The organism is Neobacillus sp. DHD-1R (genome assembly GCF_057747995.1).
Map to the genome: position 1 here is coordinate 1,106,538 of NZ_CM173232.1, position 22,403 is coordinate 1,128,940.

At 39.9% G+C, this 22,403-nt stretch carries 25 protein-coding genes and 2 riboswitches; of the genes, 20 read left to right on the forward strand and 5 right to left on the reverse strand.

Translation table 11 applies throughout. From position 1 onward, the window contains the following. The first annotated feature begins 72 nt into the window (after window positions 1–72). Together AC3ANL_RS05125 and AC3ANL_RS05130 are read left to right on the forward strand one after the other, a co-directional pair. Window positions 73–1,239, forward strand: a complete 1,167-nt coding sequence (locus tag AC3ANL_RS05125) for an FtsW/RodA/SpoVE family cell cycle protein (protein WP_488328185.1) — start codon at window positions 73–75, stop codon at window positions 1,237–1,239. 345 nt (window positions 1,240–1,584) lie between these two features. Next, window positions 1,585–1,833, forward strand: a complete 249-nt coding sequence (locus AC3ANL_RS05130) for a YusU family protein (protein WP_488329657.1) — start codon at window positions 1,585–1,587, stop codon at window positions 1,831–1,833. Window positions 1,834–1,918: 85 nt separating this feature from the next. On the opposite strand, the gene AC3ANL_RS05135 is transcribed toward AC3ANL_RS05130, so the two are convergent. Then, window positions 1,919–2,242, reverse strand: a complete 324-nt coding sequence (locus AC3ANL_RS05135) for a DUF378 domain-containing protein (RefSeq protein ID WP_488328186.1) — start codon at window positions 2,240–2,242, stop codon at window positions 1,919–1,921. A 212-nt stretch (window positions 2,243–2,454) separates the two neighbouring features. On the opposite strand from AC3ANL_RS05135, the gene AC3ANL_RS05140 reads away from it, so the two are divergent. Then, window positions 2,455–2,928 carry a staygreen family protein gene (locus tag AC3ANL_RS05140; RefSeq protein WP_488328187.1) on the forward strand — a complete coding sequence of 158 codons (474 nt, stop codon included), beginning with the start codon at window positions 2,455–2,457 and terminating at the stop codon, window positions 2,926–2,928. 54 nt (window positions 2,929–2,982) lie between these two features. Here AC3ANL_RS05140 and AC3ANL_RS05145 read toward each other — a convergent pair whose 3' ends face one another. The 3 genes from AC3ANL_RS05145 to AC3ANL_RS05155 all read right to left on the reverse strand — a co-directional run bounded on the left by AC3ANL_RS05145 (window position 2,983) and on the right by AC3ANL_RS05155 (window position 3,979). Further along, complete coding sequence (locus tag AC3ANL_RS05145; RefSeq protein ID WP_488329658.1) at window positions 2,983–3,321, reverse strand: spore coat protein; 339 nt, start codon at window positions 3,319–3,321, stop codon at window positions 2,983–2,985. Between the two features lie 66 nt (window positions 3,322–3,387). After that, the gene (locus AC3ANL_RS05150; RefSeq protein ID WP_488328188.1) at window positions 3,388–3,678 is read right to left on the reverse strand and encodes a hypothetical protein; all 291 of its coding nucleotides are present in this window, start codon (window positions 3,676–3,678) and stop codon (window positions 3,388–3,390) included. A 169-nt stretch (window positions 3,679–3,847) separates the two neighbouring features. Further along, window positions 3,848–3,979: a YuzL family protein gene (locus tag AC3ANL_RS05155; protein WP_488328189.1), complete on the reverse strand. Its 132-nt coding sequence runs from the start codon at window positions 3,977–3,979 to the stop codon at window positions 3,848–3,850. 206 nt (window positions 3,980–4,185) lie between these two features. Here AC3ANL_RS05155 and AC3ANL_RS05160 point away from each other — a divergent pair, with 206 nt between their 5' ends. The 8 genes from AC3ANL_RS05160 (at window position 4,186) to AC3ANL_RS05195 (ending at window position 11,903) form a co-directional block, all read left to right on the forward strand. Then, window positions 4,186–6,573, forward strand: coding sequence for a 3-hydroxyacyl-CoA dehydrogenase/enoyl-CoA hydratase family protein (locus AC3ANL_RS05160; protein ID WP_488328190.1), 2,388 nt, complete (start codon window positions 4,186–4,188; stop codon window positions 6,571–6,573). A gap of 125 nt (window positions 6,574–6,698) precedes the next feature. Continuing rightward, window positions 6,699–7,874, forward strand: coding sequence for an acetyl-CoA C-acetyltransferase (locus AC3ANL_RS05165; RefSeq protein ID WP_488328191.1), 1,176 nt, complete (start codon window positions 6,699–6,701; stop codon window positions 7,872–7,874). 60 nt (window positions 7,875–7,934) lie between these two features. Continuing rightward, window positions 7,935–9,716, forward strand: coding sequence for an acyl-CoA dehydrogenase family protein (locus tag AC3ANL_RS05170; protein WP_488328192.1), 1,782 nt, complete (start codon window positions 7,935–7,937; stop codon window positions 9,714–9,716). Window positions 9,717–9,928: 212 nt separating this feature from the next. Continuing rightward, window positions 9,929–10,285 (forward strand): arsenate reductase family protein, encoded by a 357-nt coding sequence (locus AC3ANL_RS05175; RefSeq protein ID WP_488328193.1) that lies wholly within the window; start codon window positions 9,929–9,931, stop codon window positions 10,283–10,285. A gap of 81 nt (window positions 10,286–10,366) precedes the next feature. Next, window positions 10,367–10,750, forward strand: coding sequence for a glycine cleavage system protein GcvH (gene gcvH / locus AC3ANL_RS05180; RefSeq protein ID WP_488328194.1), 384 nt, complete (start codon window positions 10,367–10,369; stop codon window positions 10,748–10,750). Window positions 10,751–10,860: 110 nt separating this feature from the next. Continuing rightward, window positions 10,861–11,100, forward strand: a complete 240-nt coding sequence (locus tag AC3ANL_RS05185; RefSeq protein WP_488328195.1) for a YusG family protein — start codon at window positions 10,861–10,863, stop codon at window positions 11,098–11,100. A gap of 132 nt (window positions 11,101–11,232) precedes the next feature. Continuing rightward, window positions 11,233–11,589 carry a toprim domain-containing protein gene (locus AC3ANL_RS05190; protein WP_488328196.1) on the forward strand — a complete coding sequence of 119 codons (357 nt, stop codon included), beginning with the start codon at window positions 11,233–11,235 and terminating at the stop codon, window positions 11,587–11,589. A gap of 5 nt (window positions 11,590–11,594) precedes the next feature. Further along, the gene (locus AC3ANL_RS05195) at window positions 11,595–11,903 is read left to right on the forward strand and encodes a thioredoxin family protein (RefSeq protein WP_488328197.1); all 309 of its coding nucleotides are present in this window, start codon (window positions 11,595–11,597) and stop codon (window positions 11,901–11,903) included. A gap of 341 nt (window positions 11,904–12,244) precedes the next feature. On the opposite strand, the gene AC3ANL_RS05200 is transcribed toward AC3ANL_RS05195, so the two are convergent. Beyond that, a complete protein-coding gene (locus AC3ANL_RS05200; protein ID WP_488328198.1) occupies window positions 12,245–13,108 on the reverse strand; it encodes a nuclease-related domain-containing protein in 864 nt (287 codons plus the stop codon). 241 nt (window positions 13,109–13,349) lie between these two features. Between AC3ANL_RS05200 and AC3ANL_RS05205 the strand changes: the two genes are divergently transcribed. The 9 genes from AC3ANL_RS05205 (at window position 13,350) to sufU (ending at window position 22,382) form a co-directional block, all read left to right on the forward strand. After that, entirely contained in the window at window positions 13,350–13,703 is a 354-nt protein-coding gene (locus AC3ANL_RS05205; protein WP_488328199.1) for a hypothetical protein, read from the forward strand. Window positions 13,704–13,786: 83 nt separating this feature from the next. Then, window positions 13,787–13,887, forward strand: a riboswitch (SAM riboswitch). A 68-nt stretch (window positions 13,888–13,955) separates the two neighbouring features. Next, window positions 13,956–15,272 (forward strand): O-acetylhomoserine aminocarboxypropyltransferase/cysteine synthase family protein, encoded by a 1,317-nt coding sequence (locus AC3ANL_RS05210; RefSeq protein WP_488328200.1) that lies wholly within the window; start codon window positions 13,956–13,958, stop codon window positions 15,270–15,272. A gap of 132 nt (window positions 15,273–15,404) precedes the next feature. After that, window positions 15,405–15,513, forward strand: a riboswitch (SAM riboswitch). A 155-nt stretch (window positions 15,514–15,668) separates the two neighbouring features. Further along, on the forward strand, window positions 15,669–16,694 hold the full coding sequence (locus tag AC3ANL_RS05215) for a methionine ABC transporter ATP-binding protein (protein ID WP_488328201.1): 1,026 nt from the start codon (window positions 15,669–15,671) through the stop codon (window positions 16,692–16,694). After that, window positions 16,687–17,355, forward strand: coding sequence for a methionine ABC transporter permease (locus AC3ANL_RS05220; RefSeq protein ID WP_488328202.1), 669 nt, complete (start codon window positions 16,687–16,689; stop codon window positions 17,353–17,355). The genes AC3ANL_RS05215 and AC3ANL_RS05220 overlap by 8 nt, the downstream gene beginning before the upstream one ends. A 14-nt stretch (window positions 17,356–17,369) precedes the next feature. Next, a complete protein-coding gene (locus tag AC3ANL_RS05225) occupies window positions 17,370–18,212 on the forward strand; it encodes a MetQ/NlpA family ABC transporter substrate-binding protein (protein ID WP_488328203.1) in 843 nt (280 codons plus the stop codon). Window positions 18,213–18,604: 392 nt separating this feature from the next. Beyond that, entirely contained in the window at window positions 18,605–19,390 is a 786-nt protein-coding gene (sufC, locus tag AC3ANL_RS05230; protein WP_488328204.1) for a Fe-S cluster assembly ATPase SufC, read from the forward strand. 22 nt (window positions 19,391–19,412) lie between these two features. Then, complete coding sequence (sufD, locus tag AC3ANL_RS05235) at window positions 19,413–20,723, forward strand: Fe-S cluster assembly protein SufD (RefSeq protein ID WP_488328205.1); 1,311 nt, start codon at window positions 19,413–19,415, stop codon at window positions 20,721–20,723. Next, entirely contained in the window at window positions 20,723–21,952 is a 1,230-nt protein-coding gene (locus AC3ANL_RS05240) for a cysteine desulfurase (protein ID WP_488328206.1), read from the forward strand. The genes sufD and AC3ANL_RS05240 overlap by 1 nt, the downstream gene beginning before the upstream one ends. Further along, complete coding sequence (gene sufU / locus AC3ANL_RS05245; RefSeq protein ID WP_488328207.1) at window positions 21,942–22,382, forward strand: Fe-S cluster assembly sulfur transfer protein SufU; 441 nt, start codon at window positions 21,942–21,944, stop codon at window positions 22,380–22,382. The genes AC3ANL_RS05240 and sufU overlap by 11 nt, the downstream gene beginning before the upstream one ends. Window positions 22,383–22,403 lie beyond the last annotated feature (21 nt).

Here is a 22,403-nt window from a genome sequence, read left to right on the forward strand (position 1 = left end):
TAGAAGTTGAGATTTGTTGTTATTCAAAATATAATGGAGGAATGGACAAGTTTTTTGTAAGGTGGAACCGAGATGAATTCAAATAACAACACATCAAAACTTGATTACAATCTTGTTTTTATATTAATTTTACTTTTTCTAGCGAGTTGTTTAGCAATTTACAGTGCTCAAGCGAGCGGGCAATACAAGGAGAACTTTTTAATCAAGCAAATAGTTTGGTACGCTGTTGGCGGCGGGATTATTGCAGCTGTCATGACCCTGGATTCCGATCAATTAAGGAAATTAACCTGGTATGCGTACGGGTTTGGAATTTTCCTCCTATGCTTTTTAATTGTTGCACCAGCAAGTATTGCTCCGGTAATTAATGGAGCCAAAAACTGGTTTGTGCTGCCTGGAATTGGTTCATTACAGCCATCCGAGTTTGTTAAAATATTCATTATTCTTGCTCTTGCACGCGTCATTGACCAACATCATTTAAAAAACCAGATCAAGACCCTTCAAACAGATTTTTGGCTGTTAATCAAGATGGGGATTGTCACGATGGTCCCATTGGCGTTAATCATCAAGCAGGATTTAGGAACTGGACTCGTTTTTTTAGCCATTTTAGTAGGAATGATTTTTATATCGGGGATTTCCTGGAAATTACTGGTGCCGATGTTCTCTGGCGGGCTGGCAGTGATTGGGACGATTTTTTACTTTGTTCTTTGGAAGCCGGCTGTCTTGGAAAAGTATCTTGGCGTGGGTGAATACCAGCTCCGCCGGATTTATTCCTGGCTGGATCCATATAGTTACCAAGGTTCGGACGCCTATCAGCTGACAAAATCGCTGCTGGCAATCGGCTCAGGGCAAACAGGCGGCAAGGGGTTCGGAAATCGCGAAGTCTACTTACCTGAAAGCCAAACTGACTTTATCTTTAGTGTTGTGGGCGAAGAATATGGCTTCATTGGAGCAAGTGTGTTAATCAGTTTATTTTTCTTGTTGATTTACCATATTACAAAGGTTGGTATGGAAACAAAGAATAATTTTTATACGTATATCTGTGTTGGGGTCATCAGTATGATTACCTTCCATGTATTCCAAAATATTGGCATGACGATTGGCGTCCTGCCAATTACAGGGATTCCGCTACCATTTATCAGCTACGGCGGTAGTGCTCTCATGGGGAACATGCTGGCTCTGGGGCTAATCTTCTCGATCCGTTATCACTATAAAAAGTACATGTTTTCAACAACTGCATAAGGTGGGAAAAAAGAGCAGCGAGGCACTGCTCTTTTTTGCTGTCGAGAGGGTGTTGCGCGGGATTATGGTAAAAGTCCGCGGAATTATGGTGTGAGACACCTGAAACGAGGTAAACTTTCTTTCATAGAAATGGGTTTCGCGGGATTAATAAGGAAATCTGCGGGATTAATTCAAAAGTTGGCGGGATTCCGGCCAAAAAGCGCGGGAATAATTCAAAAATCCGCGGGATTAATCCAAAAACCCGCGGGATCCCAAATCGAGAAAGCATCTAAAAAAAAGCAAATGATGGCTGCATCGATTTTTATTAAAAGGTATGATATTCTGGCTAAGAATGGGGGTGTCATGATGGAGAAAGATTTTGTTCAACAGTTTGAAGCTTTGCTTGAAAAATATAGTGAACTATTGGTAGGGGAAAGTAATGAGGATACGATAGAAAAGGTCAAGGCTTGGGCGCTGTACACCCATATTGCTAAGTCCATGCCCGCATTAGCAAAGCATTGGAATGAATTATATCCAAATGGAAAAAATGAAATGAAGCAGATTATTACTGAAATCAAACAGTTGAATGAACAGCATCGGAAATCCGTGCAGTAAATTTGCGGTAAAACTACAATTTTAATGAGAAGGTTCAAAAGGGTCAGCCCCCATGCTAAGTGGGGGCTGACCCTTTGGGCTGGTACTATTTATCAGTGGGGTCGTCGGAACGTCTAACCGCTTCATTAATATCGGTTAAGTCATTTTCCTCTGCGAATTCAGTACCATAGCTAGGTTTACCATAGCTTTGACGAGTCGTGTTTGTTTCAGTTTCATCTGCTGATTTAAATAATAATGGAATGCAAACTAGTCCACTTAGCCCCACAAGACCATAGATTATTCTCGATAGCGCTGAAGTTTGTCCACCAAATATAGCTGCAACTAAATCAAATCTAAAAAAACCAATTAGTCCCCAGTTAATAGCCCCAATTATAACTAAGGCCAAGGCAATCCGATGTATCGCTCTCATGAAATCCTACACCTCCAATATTAATTTTAAATAAAAAAGATAAATGATTCTTATTAACTTAGAATCGTTTCTATTTTGCGTAAAGCAAATGAGAATTATTCACGTGTAAACTGTTAAAAAAAGACTTATTTCCTTTGTTTTCACAAAAAAATTCAACTAGAGTATAAATAAATGTAGTATTAAAAAAGTATTTATAGGTGGAATGCTACCTTATGAGCAAATTTAATCCGTCTAAATTAACTGTTACATTATTAACTGATGGGAAATGGAACCCTTTGGACTATAGAAAATACACATTGACGCATTCGGATACAACAGGTGAATTATTTTTGAGTATTGGCAGCACGTATGATCTAAAGAACATTAATAAGAGTATTCGCGATGAGGTTTTAGCTGAATGGTTGCCACAGATGGGGCAGTATATTTTACGTGGGGAAGTTTATATAAGCGGTGGAGAATTTGACGAACAAACCGCTAAAAAACGGTTTATGATCTTTCAGCAAGAACTGGGCCTTGCGATCTCTGCTATTATATATGGAGACCGCCATTTCCTATACCAACATCCTTTTTTGCTGGAATCCGCCATTTATATGCAGTTCCGATCGAGCTATTCCCAGTTCAATAAACAATTCTATTTTGGAAGTCCACAGCAATATTTAAATGCAATCCTTCACCCAACTGAATGAAACAAGAAAGAGAAGACCCGGCCTAAAAGTAGCTTGGTCCTCTCTGTTATTAAACTACTGTAATGTGCCACTGCTTGGTAATTGGTTTGTGTAGCCTTGAAACTGCTGATACGATTGCTGCAGTTTTTGTTGATTGGCCGCTTCCACAGCATACCAGCCTTTTTTGAACATCATATCATAAAGATCACGCTGGCATTGCTGTGTCTCAGTGAAAATCTGCATCACATCCTGAAACAAGCCCTGGTGACTTGCTTCATGGAGCGGCATGGTATAAGCAGTGGTCATATATTTCTCTGTAGCCAATAGGTCGTTAATAAAATCTCGATCGTTCATTTGCGGTGTTTTTGGTACTTGTGTTTCAGGATTTTTAATTTTTTGCTGATTTTGATTCATCTGTTGATTTTGAACCATTTGATAAAGTCCTCCTTCATTGTCGCTAATGGTCGCTGATGCCAGTCATTACTGCATGTTATTTAAAGGCTGTTGCTGGTTGGCGTGCTCACCTAAGTGATTAAGCAGTTGCTGATAATGACGCTGATGCATTTGCCCGCATTTTTCTGCTTCTGCTTTAATCTCAGGATCCTGACATTGCTGGGCAAAGAAATGTGCCTTTTTGGCAGCGAGTAAATTCCATGACATCATGTCAGTTAAATAAAGAGAATCTTTAGTTGAAATAACTCCGGGTGGCTGTGGCATTATTGTTTGATTTTGCATATTCATATTCGGCATATTCATATTTTGCTGTTGCATGGTAACCCTCCTATTTCAAAGATAGCTTAACAACTATATGGTTTCACTAAAAGGAAATTTTATGCAAAAAAGAAGAGGAGACCTAAAAGGGTCTGACCTCACGATTAAACATTCAATATATTGCCTATGTGGGGTCTGACCCTTAGTTTTGAAGCCTCTTCATGCTGGATTACCGTTTATATTGATTATTCTGGCTGTTTTTTTTGTCCAAGTGGGCTTCTTCATTACCTGGCCCAGCATTTCCCTTCACACTTGCGGCACTTACACCAGCTTGGGAAGGATTCTTTTTCGTCTTTGCCATGATTATCACCTCAGATATTAGGATGCCCATCAGGTAGAATTTATGTAGCGGGAAAGAAATGTTCGAAAAAATTTCAAAATTCCGCTTTTAATGATTGCACAAATTTTCGAAATATTTTATAGTAAATATAGCAGAACTCATTCAAATGTGAATTTTTTTTGACAAAAAAATGAATGAGTATTCATTCAAAGTTGAAGGGGGAGACAATGTTGAACCAATTTATTAAAAAAGCCGCTGTTCTTGGATCAGGAGTAATGGGATCTGGAATCGCAGCTCACTTAGCAAATATCGGTATTCCAACCTTATTGCTGGATATTGTGCCGCGGGAATTAACCACAGAAGAGGCAGCTAAAGGACTGACGTTAGCCGACAAACAAGTACGTAACCGAATTAGTGCAACGAACATTCAGAAATTACTAAAACAAAAACCGGCACCACTAGCTGTGAAAAAGAACCTTGCCCTTATTGAAGCAGGAAATTTGGAAGATGATTTAGTAAAACTGAAAGACATTGACTGGGTAATCGAAGTAGTCGTAGAAAACCTCAATGTGAAAAAGCAAGTTTTTGAAAAAGTGGACCAATATCGCAAACCGGGCAGTATCATCAGCTCAAATACCTCTGGGATTTCAGTTGAAGCCATGGTAGAGGGACGTTCGGACGATTTCAAAACCCATTTCTTAGGAACACACTTTTTTAATCCGCCCCGCTATCTGAAATTACTTGAAGTGATTCCAACACAATATACGTCCCCAGAAGTGCTCTCCTTCATGAGAACGTTTGGTGAGGATGTATTAGGAAAAGGTGTTGTCGAGGCAAAGGATACACCCAATTTTATTGCAAACCGGATCGGAACCTATGGCCTTCTTGTTACAGTTAGAGAAATGCTAAAGGCAGGCTTAAGTGTCGGTGAAGTTGATTCCATCACGGGACCATTAATTGGCCGCGCTAAAAGTGCTACCTTCCGTACGCTTGATGTTGTCGGATTGGATACCTTTTACCATGTGGCAGGTAATGTGTATGAACAAGTGGAAGGGAAAGAAAAGGAAGTATTTGAAGTCCCTGCTTTCTTAAAAGCTATGATTGAAAAAGGCTGGCTTGGAAGTAAGTCCGGGCAAGGCTTCTTTTTGAAAAAAGGCAAGGAAATCCTTGAACTTGATCCAAACACACTGGAGTATGGACCACGGAAAAAGCTTTCCACAGCAGCCGTTGAGTTAGCGAAGCAGGAAAAAGGCACCGCCAATAAATTGAAAGCGCTTGTATATACGAATGACCGAGCTGGACAATTCTTGTGGAATACCTTTGCGGAGTCTTTTGTCTATTCTGCACAGTTATTAGGTGAAATTGCCGATGATATCGTTGCGATTGACCGAGCTATGAAATGGGGCTTTGGCTGGGATATGGGCCCATTTGAAGCATGGGACGCAATCGGCGTTGAAAAATCTGTGCAAAAAATGAAAGAGGCCGGTGTGGAAGTTCCTGTTTGGGTTACAGAAATGCTCGAAAAAGGAAATTCTTCTTTCTATATAGAAGAAAACGGCGAGCAATTCTTCTATCATAATGGTCAATATAGATTGGTGGAATACAATCCAAAGGTAATTGACCTTAAAAAAATAAAGAAACAAAAAGGTGTTATAAAAAAGAACAGCGGTGCAAGTTTAATTGATTTAGGCGACGGAGTAGCACTCCTTGAGTTTCACTCACCAAACAATGCAATCGGTCTTGATATCGTGCAGATGATTAACTATGCGGTAGATGAAGTGGAAAAAAATTATAAGGGTCTGGTAATCGGCAATCAAGGAAAGAATTTCTGCGTCGGTGCAAACCTGGCGATGATGTTAATGGAAGTGCAGGATGACAATATTTATGAACTAGATATGATTGTCCGCAACCTTCATAGTGCTTTGTTAAAAGTAAAATACAGCTCGAAGCCGGTTGTTGCGGCTCCATTTGGGATGACGCTGGGCGGCGGTGCAGAGGTTTGCCTGCCAACAGCACATATACAAGCATCCGCCGAGACGTATATGGGTCTTGTCGAAGTGGGTGTAGGCTTATTGCCAGGCGGCGGCGGAAACAAAGAGCTTTATATGAAGCACTTAGAGAATCTGCCAAATGGTGTTCCATTTGATTTGCAAAATGTTGCCAATAAAGTATTTGAAACGATTGCAATGGCAAAAGTGTCAACATCCGCTGAAGAAGCACGGGAAAATAATTTCTTAGATGCATCGGATGGCATCAGCGTTAATAGCGATCATTTGCTTTATGATGCAAAGCAAGCGGTTCTAGCCTTACACGAACAGGGGTATAAAGCAAAAGTTCGCCGAAAAGTACCCGTCGTTGGTGAAACGGGCTATGCAACTTTACTGCTTGGTGCCGAAGCGATGCGGCTATCTGGCTTTATTTCGGAGCATGACTTAAAAATCGCCAAGAAAATTGCGTATGTAATTGCCGGTGGTAAAGTGCCATTCGGTACTGAAGTGGATGAGCAATACTTATTAAATCTAGAAAGAGAAGCCTTCTTAAGCCTAATCGCAGAACCAAAATCACAGCAGCGTATGCAGCATATGCTTGTGAAGGGAAAACCGTTACGTAACTAAAACAATGGTTAAAAACAGGGGTCAGACCCCTCTGCATAAAGAGTTATGAAAAATAGTTTATAACGAGGGGTCAGATCCCCGTAGATTGGTATTTTTATAATTTGAAAGAAAGTGAGGGAACTTGCATGAGAGAAGCGGTAATTGTAGCCGGAGCGCGGACCCCGGTAGGTAAGGCGAAGAAAGGTACGCTTGCCCATGTTCGTCCTGATGATTTAGGAGCCTTGGTCGTAAAAGAAACATTAAAGCGGGCCGGGAATTATGAAGGTAATATTGATGATTTAATCATTGGTTGTGCAATGCCGGAAGCTGAACAAGGAAATAACTTCGCACGGAGTATCGGGGCGTTAGCAGGACTTCCTTATACAGTCCCTGCAATCACCATCAATCGTTTCTGTTCTTCAGGATTACAGGCGATTGCCTATGCGGCACAGGGAATTATGCTGGGGCATACCGATACAGCCATCGCCGGCGGAGCAGAGTCAATGAGCTTGATCCCGATGATGGGGCATGTCGTGCGGCCGAATCTTAAGCTGGCCGAAACGGCACCAGAATATTACATGGGAATGGGACATACAGCTGAGCAAGTTGCTCAAAAGTTTGGCATTTCCCGTGAAGACCAGGACGCATTTGCGGTAAGAAGCCACCAACGTGCAGCTAAAGCCATTGCTGAAGGAAAATTCGTCGATGAAATTGTTCCTGTTGATGTGCCGATTCGTACAGTGGGCAATGACAATAAACTCGTTGAAAAAAATATTCAATTTTCGCAAGACGAAGGAGTTCGCCCTGAAACAAATTTACAAACACTGGCAAAGCTTCGCCCGGCCTTCTCGGTTACAGGTTCGGTTACTGCCGGTAATGCTTCACAAACAAGTGACGGGGCTGCTGCTGTCATGGTCATGGATCGTGAAAAGGCAGAATCACTGGGCCTTAAGCCACTAGCCAAATTCCGCTCGTTTGCTGTTGGCGGTGTCCCGCCTGAAATCATGGGTGTCGGTCCTGTTGTGGCTATTCCAAAGGCCGTTAAGCTGGCCGGCCTAGAATTATCTGATATTAAATTGTTCGAATTAAACGAAGCATTTGCCTCACAATCACTTCAAGTTATTCGTGAACTTGGTCTAAATGAAGATATTGTTAACGTCAATGGCGGTGCGATTGCGCTTGGACATCCGCTTGGATGCACAGGTGCAAAATTAACGCTTTCCCTAATCCATGAATTAAAACGCAGAAACGAACAATTTGGTGTTGTTACGATGTGTATCGGCGGCGGAATGGGCGCTGCTGGTGTGTTTGAACTACTTTAAATACAGAATGAGGGCTCATAGATTCAGCCCCTTATAAAAAATGATTAGGAGGAATTTTTTATGACTGAAACGAAAAAATTTGTTAAAGGTGGAAGCTTTTTAATTGAGGATCTTTCATATGAAGATATTTTTACTCCAGAAGAGTTTACGGAAGAACATTTAATGATTGCCCACACGGCCGAAGACTTTGTCGAAAAAGAAGTGGCTCCGCAGCTTGAGTACTTAGAAAATCATGAATTTGATCGGTCGGTTAAGCTTTTAAAGAAAATGGGGGAACTAGGTCTTTTAGCTGTTGATGTTCCGGAAGAGTTTGATGGGCTAGGATTAGATAAAGTAACGTCATCTATTATTACGGAAAAAATGGCGAAAGCGGGCGGATTTTCAATATCATATGGAGGACACGTTGGAATTGGATCGTTGCCGATTGTTTTATTTGGGAATGATGAACAAAAGAAAAAGTATCTCCCGGCCCTTGCATCGGGTGAAAAACTTGCCGCTTATGCATTAACAGAGCCTGGTTCAGGTTCCGATGCCCTTGGTGCTAAAACAACAGCCAAATTAAACGAATCAGGTACACACTATATCCTTAATGGTGAAAAACAGTGGATCACCAATGCCGGCTTTGCCGATGTTTTTGTGGTCTACGCAAAGGTGAATGGCGAGCATTTTACTGCATTCATCGTTGAAAGAGAGTTCCCGGGCGTATCTACTGGTGCCGAGGAAAAGAAAATGGGGATTAAAAGCTCTTCGACTCGTACCTTAATTTTAGAGGATGTAGCTGTCCCTGTTGAAAACTTGTTAGGTGAGTTTGGCAAAGGACATGTGATTGCCTTTAATATTCTAAATATCGGACGGTATAAATTAGCTGTTGGCGGTGTTGGCGGTTCAAAAAGCGCTTTTGAAATGACGGTAAAATATGCGAATGGACGTAAGCAGTTTAACACACCAATTTCCCAGTTCAATTTAACAAAAGAAAAGTTTGGTACCATGGCATCGAAAATTTATGCGGCTGAAAGCTCTGTCTATCGGACGATTGGTTTGTATGAAGAAAACCAAGGGAAACTGTCTACAGAGGATGCAAAGGACCTTAAAAAGGTAGCAAACGCGATTGCCGAATATGCAATCGAGTGTTCTGTAAATAAGTTTTTTGCTAGTGAAGTATTATCCTATGTAGTGGATGAAGGTGTTCAAATTCACGGGGGATATGGCTTTATGCAGGAATATCCTATTGAAAGAGCCTATCGTGACGCTAGGATTAACCGAATTTTCGAAGGGACAAACGAAATCAACCGTCTTCTTGTTCCTGGAACGCTTGTCAAGAAAGCTCTTAAAGGAGAGCTGCCACTATTCCAAAAAGCGATGGCACTTCAAGAAGAATTAATGATGTTAATGCCTGAAGAGCCTGGTGACGAGCCGCTTGCACAAGAAAAATATCTCGTGAAAAATGCGAAAAAGATTGCCTTGCTTGCTGCCGGCTTAGCTGCCCAAAAATATGGTAAGGCCCTTGAAAGAGAGCAAGAAGTTTTAGCTAATATTGCAGACCTTGTTTCCAATGTGTACGCCATGGAATCAATTGTCTTACGGACAGAAAAGGCAATTGCCAAGGCCGGTTTAGAAAAGAGCCAGCAAAAACTGCTTTATACGCAAATCTTCTGTCAGGAAGCCTTTAATGAAATCGAAGCAACAGCGAAGGAAACACTAGTAGCAATCGAACAAGGTGATACACTACGGATGATGTTGTCATCGCTTCGCAAATTTACTCGTCATACTCCAATCAACGTGATTGCGAAAAAACGCGAAGCTGCCGATGTATTAATTGAGGCAGAGCGCTATATTGTGTAATAGTATTCGGAGGATGTCTCAAAAGGGTTTGACCTTTTTGAGACATCCTCTTTACTTTTTGTAAAAATTAATACCAACAGGAAGGGATTTTACGAAATTAGTCGAATTTTTGTAATGGAGAGATTTTTTAGGACTCTTAGTTAGGATTTTGAAAAACGTTATGGTAATATTTTATTGACATGATTACATTTTAGTAAAAGGCGGTGAAACGAGTGTCTCTGACTTTTTACTGGTATCCAAAATGCGGCACCTGCCGAAACGCCAAGAAGTGGCTGGATGCCCATCATCTTTCCTATGAGGAAGTACATATTGTCGATCAGCCCCCAACACGAGAAAAACTAGAGGAATTTTATCAAAAAAGCGGCTTGGAGTTAAAAAAATTTTTTAATACGAGTGGGTTAAAGTATCGTGAGTTAGGGATAAAGGATAAAATGAAGACGGCGACCGAGGAAGAATTGCTTAATTTACTGGCATCTGATGGAATGTTGATTAAAAGGCCGCTTTTAACGGATGGTGAACGTGTCACAGTTGGTTTTAAAGAGGAAGAGTATGAAAAAATGTGGCTATAGGCCAGTTCTTCCCTATTTACATTGGAAATCGAATTACTTCGATGATAGATTTTACAATAAAACCATGGAGGGATTTTGCTAATGAGCACACCAAAAGATTTACGTTATTCCGAAGAACATGAATGGGTAAAGGTTGAAGGGGAAAGAGTACGCGTTGGAATCACTGATTTTGCACAACATGAATTAGGTGATATCGTGTTTGTAGAGCTTCCAGAAGTAGGCACTGAAATTTCTGCTGATGAGCCATTTGGCAGTGTGGAGTCAGTTAAAACTGTTTCTGAGCTCTATGCACCTGTCAGCGGAAAAGTAGTTGAAATCAACGAGGACCTGAGTGACAGCCCTGAATTCGTAAATGAATCACCATATGAAAAAGCATGGATGATTGTTATTGAGCCAGCGAATGCAAGTGAAGTAGAAAACTTAATGACGGCTGAACAATACGAAGAAAAGACAAAAGAAGACTAATATGTGAAAAAAGCACCTGTTGACCGGGTGCTTTTTCTCTTAAATTTCCACTCTTTTTCTTCTACGATTATGGAGACATTATTAATAATTATATTAAAGAGGGTGGAAGGATGACATTGAAACAGCAGAAAATGGATGTAACCGATCGAGTGGTTGGCAAATTGAAAAATGGAGAAATAGAACTATTTCTTGAAAATTCTCCAATTGGAAAAATAAAACTTTCTGAGACGATGCAGGTGGAATTGGATCACCATTTTGAAGCAGAACAACAAAAAATATATCAACATGTGACGGTTACCGAACAGCCTGATGCAAAGTATACAGACTGTGACGATGGTGGATGGTGCTAACTATCAAATCCGAGCAAATACCTATTTCTTAGCTGACAATAATGATATAGTTAACATACTAAGAAGCGGGCACACGTAATCAATATTTTAGAATATGTTAACATAAACAACTTTATATTACAGGTGATGGATATGAATGACTCGTATGTTGACAAAGTTCTTATTGTCGAAGGAAAATCGGATAAAAATAAGGTAAAAAGTATTTTGAAGGAACCAATAGAAATCATTTGTACAAATGGAACCATCAGTCATGCAAAATTAGAGGAACTAATTGAGTTCCTTGAGGATAAGGATGTCTATATCCTTGTTGATGCTGATGATTCAGGTGAAAAGCTCCGCAAACGGTTTAAGCGGGAATTTCCTCAGGCTGAACATTTATACATTGATCGGATGTATCGAGAGGTTGCAACGGCCCCCGTGCAGCACTTAGCGACTGTTCTTTTAGGCGCGAATATTGATGTGCATAAAGAGTATTTAGAAATGAGTTAATGTTTATGAACGAATGGAATCGAAATGAGTTGGCTGGCTTCCTCAATCAAGATGAAAGTGGTCTGTTATATTTTTATACACCACTATGCGGCACCTGTCAGGTAGCTTCCAGGATGCTGCAGATCGTAGAGGAACTAGTAGACATTAAAATGGGAAAAATGAATTTGAATTTTTATCCTGAACTGGCTAAAAATTTTGCGGTCGAAAGTGTGCCATGTCTTTTGCTCTTCAAAAATGGCAAGGTGCAAGAAACAATTTACGCTTTTCATTCCGTTCCCTATTTACTTGAAAAAATAAAACAGCATTTATCTTAAGGAGCAGATACGAATGGGTATCTGCTTTTTTATGTAGGAGCGCCTTGAAAACCGTTGTGTAAATTAATAATGCTCGTTCCATCTTTAAAAGAGCTTTGGTGGTCACAATAACAAATAATTGTGCCCGAGGCCCTTGGAACAAGAGCCCGAACGGTCACAATAACAAATAATTGTGCCCGAGGCCCTTGGAACAAGAGCTCGAACGGTCACAATAACAAATAATTGTGCCCATGGCCCTTCAAACAAGAGCCTGAACGGTCACAATTAAAGTGAAATTACATTAATTAACATTTACTCATAAAAGAACCCCTTAGTCTTTCCACTATAATTCAAATTCCGCATCAGCACTCTCCGAATTGTCTTCTTCGAATCACCACTTGACACCAGTCATGAACCCCATTCGTCGTTATTTTTTCATTAGGGAATAATAACTTAATTTCCACCGCGGCTTTAAAAATTGCGGAATCAATTTCTTCTTGATGCCCACAAACATCACAAACTAGTTTTCGATTCTCAACCTTCACCTTAAATGAGCAGCAGGCTGCACAATTCAAACCTTTTTTCAGCGAATGATATTTATAAGAGGGTAACTTGTCATAAGAGAATTCTGTTTGGTGTAAAGAAACTAATTGAGTGGCTAACTTCTTGTGGCGGTCATTTAACTTGGAAGGCAGTAAGTTCAATTTTTTCATAAATTGATTAACTTGATTAACTTGATTTGGGTAAACAATGGGTTTATTTAGTGGAGCTTGATATAAATGAAAATGGGGATTAATAAAGACCACATATGCTTTAATCGGGATATGATAACCAAGACTGTGGAGCAACTGACGAAGCAGAGATTCACTTCTTTCCAATTGGAGCAGCGGATTAGGAATTTCCTTTTTATTCAAAGTATAGAACCTTCCATTTTCAAAGAAATAATCACCTGAATAATTTTTTACTTCAAAGAGGTAAAGCGGTTCTTGAGTTATCAGCAAAGAATCTATTTGAAATTTAGCACCAATTGTCTCAAGCAATAAATCATTTAAAAGGTAATTTTGACATTGTAACTTTTCTGTCAGGGAGTCAAACATTACCTCACCTTCATATCCCTTCAAGAGGTTATGATAACGTACCAAGTCATTTTCAGCTAATATCATTCGTGTGTTTAGTGAGCGAAGTATTTTTATTTCAATTGGTTCAGTACGTGGTTTAAAAAACATATTCCACTTCCTCTCAAATTTATATTTTCATTTTATAAAAAATAGGTAGAAACAAAAGTTGAATAATTGACTATTTTCCGACACTTCGTCCACAACGTAAATCACTCTTAACTCTCGGAAAACGACATATTTCTCAGGAAATGAGTTGAAAGCCGTGAGAAATGTCGAGTGATTAGGAAAGGATTCCGGTTCTGCTTGCGGAATAAGATATATATATAACGAGTAGACCGGAGTGATGGAAATGAGGGAGATGACACAAACATTCTTAGAGAATTTTAATCTGCAAAGACATGTTCGTGGATTAATTGACAAGGCAGATGTCACGGTAAGATTTCTTTGTGAGCAGCAAACGATTCAATTAGTAATCAAAAAGGGCAGGATCTCTTTCCTAGAAGTACAAGAAGGGTCACAGACAATAGATGCGATCAGCGGAACTCATAGCGCAATGAAACAGCTGTTTGAAGGGACGGAGCAACTGCGCGTTTTGGAGCGAAAAGGACATTTAAAGGTATCTGCGCCACTAAGAACCACTCTATTACTAGAATCCATTTTCTTTTTAACAAAAGCACAGGAAAATTTTGCAAAAGTAATTTAATCAAAGGTATTGACTCGGAATTAAACTTGCTGTATTGTTTTATTTAAATATTCTATTAATAGACAACAATTGAACGATGCATATTCTTATCGAGAGTGGCGGAGGGACTGGCCCTTTGAAGCCCGGCAACCGGTTTATAACACGGTGCTAAATCCAGCAGAGCAATAGCTCTGGAAGATGAGAAGAGTGGACCCCCTCTTCTTTGGAAGCGGGGGTTTTTCAATTTGATTGTTAAAAGGAGGAGCGAGTGTAATGGGAGAGGATCAAAAGAAGTATCGGTTTGAAACATTAAGTGTTCATGGAGGGTTGTCTCCAGACCCGGTAACGGGTGCGCGTGCTGTGCCAATTTATCAAAACAATGCCTATCAATTTAAAAATACGGAACATGCGGCAAACTTGTTTAGCTTAGCAGAACCAGGTTACATATATACACGAATCCACAACCCAACCACGACTGTTTTTGAGGACAGAGTGGCGTTATTAGAAGGTGGTGTGGGAGCACTGGCTGTTGCCAGCGGGATGGCTGCCATTACACTTGCTATTCTAAACATTGCTGAAGCTGGCGATGAAATTGTCTCTGCCTCAAATCTTTATGGGGGAACTTATAATTTATTAGCAGTTACCTTGCCTAAATACGGCATTAAGGTGAAATTTGTCGATGCGGAGGATCCTGAAAATTTCCGCGCTGCCATTTCTGAAAAAACAAAGGCAGTCTTTGCTGAAACGATTGGAAACCCAAGCTTACGTGTCCTTGATATTGAAAAAGTAGCAGAAATTGCTCATGAAGCTGGGGTTCCGTTAATCATTGATAATACCTTTGCCACACCATATCTCTGCAGACCGATTGAGTACGGGGCAGATATCGTTGTCCACTCCGCAACAAAATGGCTATTAGGAAATGGAACGTCAACAGGTGGCGTTATTGTTGACGGCGGTAAATTCGATTGGAATTCACCAAAATTCCCTGGCTTCACCACGCCAGATGAGAGCTATCATGGACTTGTATACGCAGAGGCACTAGGGGCTGTGGCCTATATTATCAAAGCACGTGTCCAATTATTGCGTGATTTAGGACCTGCCTTAAGTCCGCAAAATGCCTTCCAGTTTACACTAGGATTAGAAACTCTTCATGTTCGGATGAAAGAGCATGTGGCCAATACAAAACAAGTGGTTGAATATTTATTAAATCATCCTGCTGTAGAATGGGTCTCATACCCAGGGCATGCCTCACACCCTGACCATGAATTAGCGAAAAAATATTTACCAAAAGGTGCAGGCTCAATGGTAGTTTTTGGTATCAAAGGCGGAAAAGAAGCAGGAGCAAAACTAATTGACTCTTTAACACTTTGGGCACATGTGGCCAATGTGGGCGATGCGAAAAGTTTAATCATTCATCCTGCCAGCACAACGCATCAGCAACTTGATGCCGAAGGACTTAAAGCTGCCGGTGTATCGGAGGATTTAATTCGCCTTTCGATTGGAATTGAGAATGTGGAGGACTTAATTGAGGACCTTGAAGCAGCAATTGAAGCAGCGACAGGTTTAGCATCATTGAAAACAAATGCCTAAATTTTCCTTGATTTAATTTTTCGAATATGATGATTTTTTGTTGACACCCTTTTTTATCCGTGATACGATAACTTTTGTAAAATAACTTACTTACACAAATTAACGTATTAATTGAATATAGTATGCTGTTTACTCTTATCAAGAGAGGTGGAGGGATGTGCCCGATGAAGCCCGGCAACCGTCAATATTTATATTGAAATGGTGCCAATTCACACAAAGCATAAGCTTTGGAAGATGGGAGAAAGGTTATATTTATTATGCCTTTCTGCCTGCGCAGGAAGGTTTTTTATTTTTCCAAAATAGTAGAATCTTTTCGCCATAACAATCAAACCCTATATTCAAAGAATCAGTACATGTTACAAGTTTCCGTAATCAGGATAAAAAGTAGGTGATACAGTGATTTCAATAAAAAACGCCCGGAAAATCTTCCCTTCTAAACAAGGTGAATTAAAAGCAGTCGATGATGTGAATCTTGAAATTCAAGAAGGAGAAATTTTCGGGGTCATTGGTTATAGTGGTGCTGGAAAAAGCACCTTGATCCGGATGTTAAATGGATTGGAGCTTCCAACCGAAGGAAGTGTAACAGTTGCCGGCCGGGTCATATCAAAGATTAAGGGCGCAGAACTTCGAAAAGCACGTCAGGAAATCAGCATGATTTTCCAACACTTCAACTTACTGTGGTCCAGAACCGTTAGTGAAAATATTGCTTTTCCACTCGAAATTGCAGGTGTCAAGGGGCCGCAAAGAAAGAAAAGAGTAGACGAGCTCATTAAGTTGGTGGGTCTGGAAGGCCGCGAAAATGCTTATCCGTCACAACTTTCCGGAGGACAAAAGCAGAGAGTCGGGATTGCACGGGCGCTCGCTAATAATCCCAAAGTACTACTATGTGATGAAGCCACTTCAGCACTCGATCCGCAAACCACAGATTCTATCTTGGAATTGCTGGTCGATATTAATAAACGTCTTGGTTTAACGATTGTGTTAATTACACATGAAATGCATGTTATTCGTAAAATTTGTCACCGGGTTGCCGTAATGGAAAGCGGAAAAGTGGTAGAACTTGGTTCTGTATTGGATGTCTTTAAAAATCCGCAGCAGTCAATTACGAAACGATTCGTGCAGCAGGTATCGGAGCCGGAGGAGACAAAGGAAACAGCGGAACATTTGCTTGACCACTATCGTTCAGGACTTATTGTCCAGTTAACCTTTATTGGCGAGTCAGCAGAACAGCCTGTCATTACGAATTTAATCCGCCATCATAACGTGACGGTTAATATCCTGCAAGGAAAAATATCGCAAACACAAAGTGGATCATATGGAACCCTGTTCATTCATATCGACGGTAACGAAGAAGAAGTCGACAAAGCGGTTGATTTCATTCGTTCCCAGCAAGTAGGAGTGGAGGTGGTTACGAATGATTAAACAATATTTTCCAAATGTTGATTGGTTGATTATGTGGGATGAAACAAAAAATACTCTTTATATGACCGGTATTTCTGTTCTTGCCACATTTATTTTAGGTGCGATTCTTGGGTTAATTTTATTTCTCACTGCGAAAGGGAATATGTGGGAAAATAAACCAATTAACACAGTTATTAGTGCAATCGTTAATATTTTCCGATCTATTCCCTTCATTATTCTAATCGTTTTATTAATACCATTTACAACCTTCTTGGTCGGATCTATGATTGGGGAAAATGCAGCACTACCCGCACTAATCATTGGTGCCGCCCCGTTTTACGCGAGAATGGTGGAAATTGGCCTAAGGGAAATTAATAAAGGGGTCATTGAAGCTGCTAGATCAATGGGTGCTTCAACCGGCACAATTATCTGGAAGGTATTATTGCCAGAATCAATGCCTGCCCTTATTTCAGGGATTACCGTTACGGCGATTGCCCTTGTTGGTTACACAGCGATGGCTGGTGCAATTGGAGCTGGTGGTTTAGGGAATCTCGCTTACAACTACGGATACCAGCGTAATCAAAATGATGTAACTATTGTGGCTACAGTCATTATTTTACTTATTGTGTTTGTGATTCAATTTATTGGTGATTTTATCACTTCAAAATTAGATAAAAGATAAAAGGAGAGGTCAACATGAAAAAATGGTTAACATTATTATTAGCTTTAACAATTGTACTAGCATTAGGTGCTTGTGGTAAAGCCGAAGAAAAGTCTCAAGGTACGAATGAAGATAACAGCAAAACAACAAAATTAGTAGTTGGAGCATCAACTGTACCTCATGCAGAAATTCTAGAAAAAGCTAAACCGATTTTAAAAGAAAAGGGTATTGACTTAGAAATTAAAACATTCACTGATTATGTTTTACCAAACAAAGCGTTAGCATCAAAAGAATTAGATGCAAACTATTTCCAACATATTCCGTATTTAGAATCTCAAAATAAAGAATTTGGCTATGGTTTTGTGAATGCTGGCGGAATTCACATCGAGCCAATCGGTGTTTATTCTAAAAAATACAAAAAGTTAAGCGATCTTCCAGAAGGTGCACACTTAATCATGAGTAACTCTGTTGCTGACCATGGTCGTCTCCTTTCATTACTTGAAAAAGAAGGCTTAATCAAATTAAAAGATGGTATTGATAAAACAAAAGCTGAGTTAAAAGACGTGGTTGAAAATCCAAAGAAATTAAAATTTGATGCGAATTATGAAGCAAAACTTTTACCACAAATCTTCAACAATGGTGAAGGAGATGCTGTATTAATCAATTCAAACTATGCAATTGATGGCGGTTTAAACCCTGTTAAAGATTCTATTGCTATTGAAGATAAAGAATCACCATATGTAAACGTCATTGCTGTTCGTAAAGGTGACGAAAATAAAGAAGCAATTAAAGCACTTGTAGATGTCCTACACTCTAAAGAAATTCAAGACTTTATTCTTGAAAAATACAAAGGTGCGGTTGTACCAGTTTCTAAGTAATATTAAATAGGAAGAAAGTTAGAAAGTCAGTGACAAATTCACTGGCTTTTTCTTCTTTACCTGGTGAGGTATGTGGATACATGAATAGGGGTGAATTGGTAAAAATAGAAAGGGTTTTACTCTCGAAATCTGTTGGAAAAGGCAAAAAAATGAGGTATGATTTTATTTGAATGCATGTTACATAAGTCAAACGTTATCAGACTTTTTCTTTAAACTGATCATTCTATTCTCATTTAGAAATCGCTAAATGAAAAACTGATATTGTTTTTACTGTTTAAGAGTTGCTAATACATTTCATTTGTTATAAGATTGTAATGAGAATAAAATGAGAATAGAACTACAAACAAACTTGCTTTGCAAGCTAACAACACTTTCTTTTCGGAGGTATAAATATGGCTGGATCAACTTTAACGATCAAAGATTTACATGTAGCAATTGATGGGAAAGAGATTTTAAAAGGTGTTAACCTTGAAATAAAGGGTGGAGAAATTCACGCCATCATGGGACCAAACGGTACTGGTAAATCCACTTTATCATCTGCTATCATGGGACATCCAAAATATGAAGTTACAAGCGGAACGATTGAATTAGATGGACAAAATGTCCTTGAAATGGAAGTAGATGAGCGCGCTCGTGCAGGTCTATTCTTAGCAATGCAATATCCAAGTGAGATTAACGGCGTAACAAATGCCGATTTTTTACGATCAGCAATTAATAGCCGCCTTGGTGAAGGAAATGAAATTTCACTTATGAAATTTATCCGTAAGATGGATAAGCAAATGGAATTCCTTGAAATGGATTTAGATATGGCACAACGCTATTTAAATGAAGGTTTCTCAGGCGGAGAGAAAAAACGTAATGAAATCCTTCAATTAATGATGTTAGAACCAAAAATTGCCATCTTGGATGAAATTGACTCCGGACTTGATATTGATGCCCTTAAGGTTGTATCAAAGGGAATCAATGAAATGCGCGGCGGTGATTTTGGCTGCTTAATCATTACACACTATCAACGTCTTTTAAACTATATTACTCCTGACCATGTGCATGTGATGATGCAAGGCCGTGTTGTTAAATCAGGCGGACCAGAACTGGCACAACGCTTAGAAGCGGAAGGTTATGAAGGGCTTAAGAAAGAGCTTGGAATTGAAGAAGAAACAGTAGAGCAAGAAGCGTAAGCGTAGAGTTAGGAGGATTACCATGACAACAGAAACAAAATTACCATTTGATAAAGGTTTTCTCAGCTCTTTTTCAAAAAATCAGAGCGAGCCGGCTTGGTTTGAAAATCTTCGTCTCCAAGCATTAGAGCAATTCAATGAACTGCCAATGCCTAAACCAGATAAAACGAAGATTGATAAATGGAACTTTATTCAATTTCAACAGCACACGGTAAATAGCGCTCCTTATTCTTCTCTTGCTGAACTGCCAGAAGAATTAAAGGCGCTAGTCGAAGTTGATGCGCAAAATCAAAATTTATATATTCAGCGGAACCAAACTCCTGCTTTTCTTTCTTTATCAGAAGATCTAAAAAGCAAGGGAGTTATCTTCACTGATATTTTTACAGCCGTCCGTGATCATGGCGATGTAGTAAAAAAATATTACATGACACAGGCCATTAATTTAGATGAACACAAATTAACTGCTTTACATGCTGCACTTATAAATGGCGGAGTATTCTTATATGTACCAAAAAATGTAGAAATCTCTGAACCAATTCAAGCATTGTTCGTTCATGATGATGCAGAAGCTAATTTGTTTAACCACGTTCTTGTTGTGGCTGAAGATAATAGCTCAGTCACATATGTAGAAAATTATATCTCTACAGTGGATGCTTCCAATACAGTTGCAAACATTTTGACAGAAGTGATTGCTACTACCAATGCCAGAGTTCAATATGGTGCCGTTGATCATCTTGCAAAAGGATTAACCACCTATGTAAACCGCCGCGGGGTGGCTGGAAGAGATTCTAGAATTGAATGGGCTCTTGGATTAATGAATGAAGGAAACACCATTTCAGACAATACGACTAACCTTATCGGTGACGGTTCCTTTGGTGATACCAAAACAGTTGTTGTTGGACGCGGGGAACAAACTGAAAACTTTACGACAGCTGTTGTTCACTTTGGAAAAAATACTCAAGGTAACATTTTAAATCATGCAGTGGTAAAGGAAAGTGCGACCATTATTTTTAACGGAATTGGCAAAATTGAACATGGGGCTTCTAAATCGGATGCGGAGCAAACTTCTCGTGTACTAATGTTAAGTGAGAAAGCCCGCGGTGATGCAAACCCAGCACTGTTAATTGATGAAGATGATGTTATGGCAGGCCATGCTGCATCGGTCGGCCGTGTCGATCCAGTACAGCTTTACTATCTCATGAGCCGTGGTATTCCAAAGGTTGAGGCAGAGCGATTAGTCATCCATGGTTTCCTTGCACCAGTGGTAAATCAGCTTCCGGTTGATAAAGTGAAACATCAATTAACTGAAGTGATTGAAAGGAAAGTCCGCTAATGAATATTAGGGATATACGAGCACAGTTTCCAATTTTAGATCAAGAAGTTAATGGCAATCCACTGGTTTATTTGGATAGTTCAGCGACATCACAAAAGCCAATCCAAGTGATTGAGACCGTTGAAAAATATTATCGCGAAATTAATTCCAATGTCCACCGCGGTGTGCATACATTAGGTACAAGAGCTACTGATGCATACGAAGGTGCCCGGGAAAAGGTTCGTAAATTTATCAATGCGAAATCAATCCAAGAGGTTATTTTTACAAGAGGAACGACGACTTCTTTGAATACAGTGGCAGCTAGCTATGCTGCTGCGAATTTAAGTGAAGGCGATGAAATAGTCATTACCTATATGGAGCACCACAGTAATATTATTCCTTGGCAGCAAGTAGCCAAGCGCACTGGTGCCCAATTAAAATATATCCCGCTTCAAGAGGATGGTACGATTTCGCTTGAAGATGTTCGGGCTACCATTACGGCTAATACAAAGGTTGTCTCCGTCGTACAAGTATCGAACGTACTAGGTGTTATTAACCCAGTGAAAGAAATCGCCCAGATTGCTCACGAAAATGGAGCTATTATGGTTGTTGATGGAGCTCAAAGTGCACCGCATATGAAAATTGATGTACAGGATCTTGATTGCGATTTTCTTGCTTTTTCTGGACATAAAATGTGTGGTCCTACCGGTATTGGGGTACTTTATGGTAAGAAACATTTACTTGAAAACATGGAGCCGATTGAATTCGGCGGAGAAATGATTGATTTTGTTCATTTATACGAATCAACATGGAAAGAACTGCCTTGGAAATTCGAGGCCGGTACGCCTATTATTGCTGGAGCCATTGGTCTTGGTGCCGCAATTGACTTCTTAACTGAAGTCGGACTAGACAATATTGCTGAGCATGACCATAAACTTGCTGCATATGCTTTAGAAAAGATGACTGCAATCGAAGGTATGTCGATTTACGGCCCACTGGACCCTGCGAAACGTACGGGGATGGTTACCTTTAATATTGCGGATGTTCATCCTCATGATGTGGCAACCGTTTTGGATGCAGAAGGAATTGCCGTGCGCGCTGGTCACCATTGTGCTCAGCCATTGATGAAATGGCTAAACGTTTCCGCAACTGCACGGGCAAGTTTTTATTTATATAATACCGAAGAGGATATTGATAAACTCGTTGAAGGGCTTGTCAAAACAAAGGAGTATTTCAGCGATGTCTTCTAATAACTTAGATCAACTATACCGACAAGTAATTATGGATCATTACAAAAAACCACGTAATCGTGGGGTTTTAGAGAATGGCAGTCATACGATCAATATGAACAACCCTACTTGTGGCGATCGCATTCAATTGACCTTTAATGTAGAAGATGGAATCGTTCGCGATGCTATGTTCGAAGGGGAAGGCTGTTCCATTTCCATGTCATCTGCTTCCATGATGACGCAGGCCATTAAAGGAAAAAATGTCGAAGATGCTTTGAAATTATCACAAATATTTTCTGATATGATGTTAGGAAAAGACCATGACGATTCCATTGATTTAGGGGATATTGAAGCACTTCAAGGTGTTTCAAAATTTCCTGCCAGAATTAAATGTGCCACATTAGCGTGGAAGGCAATGGAAAAGGGATTGAAGGAAGAGGAACAACAGTAAAACGAACGGGAGGAAGCTCCA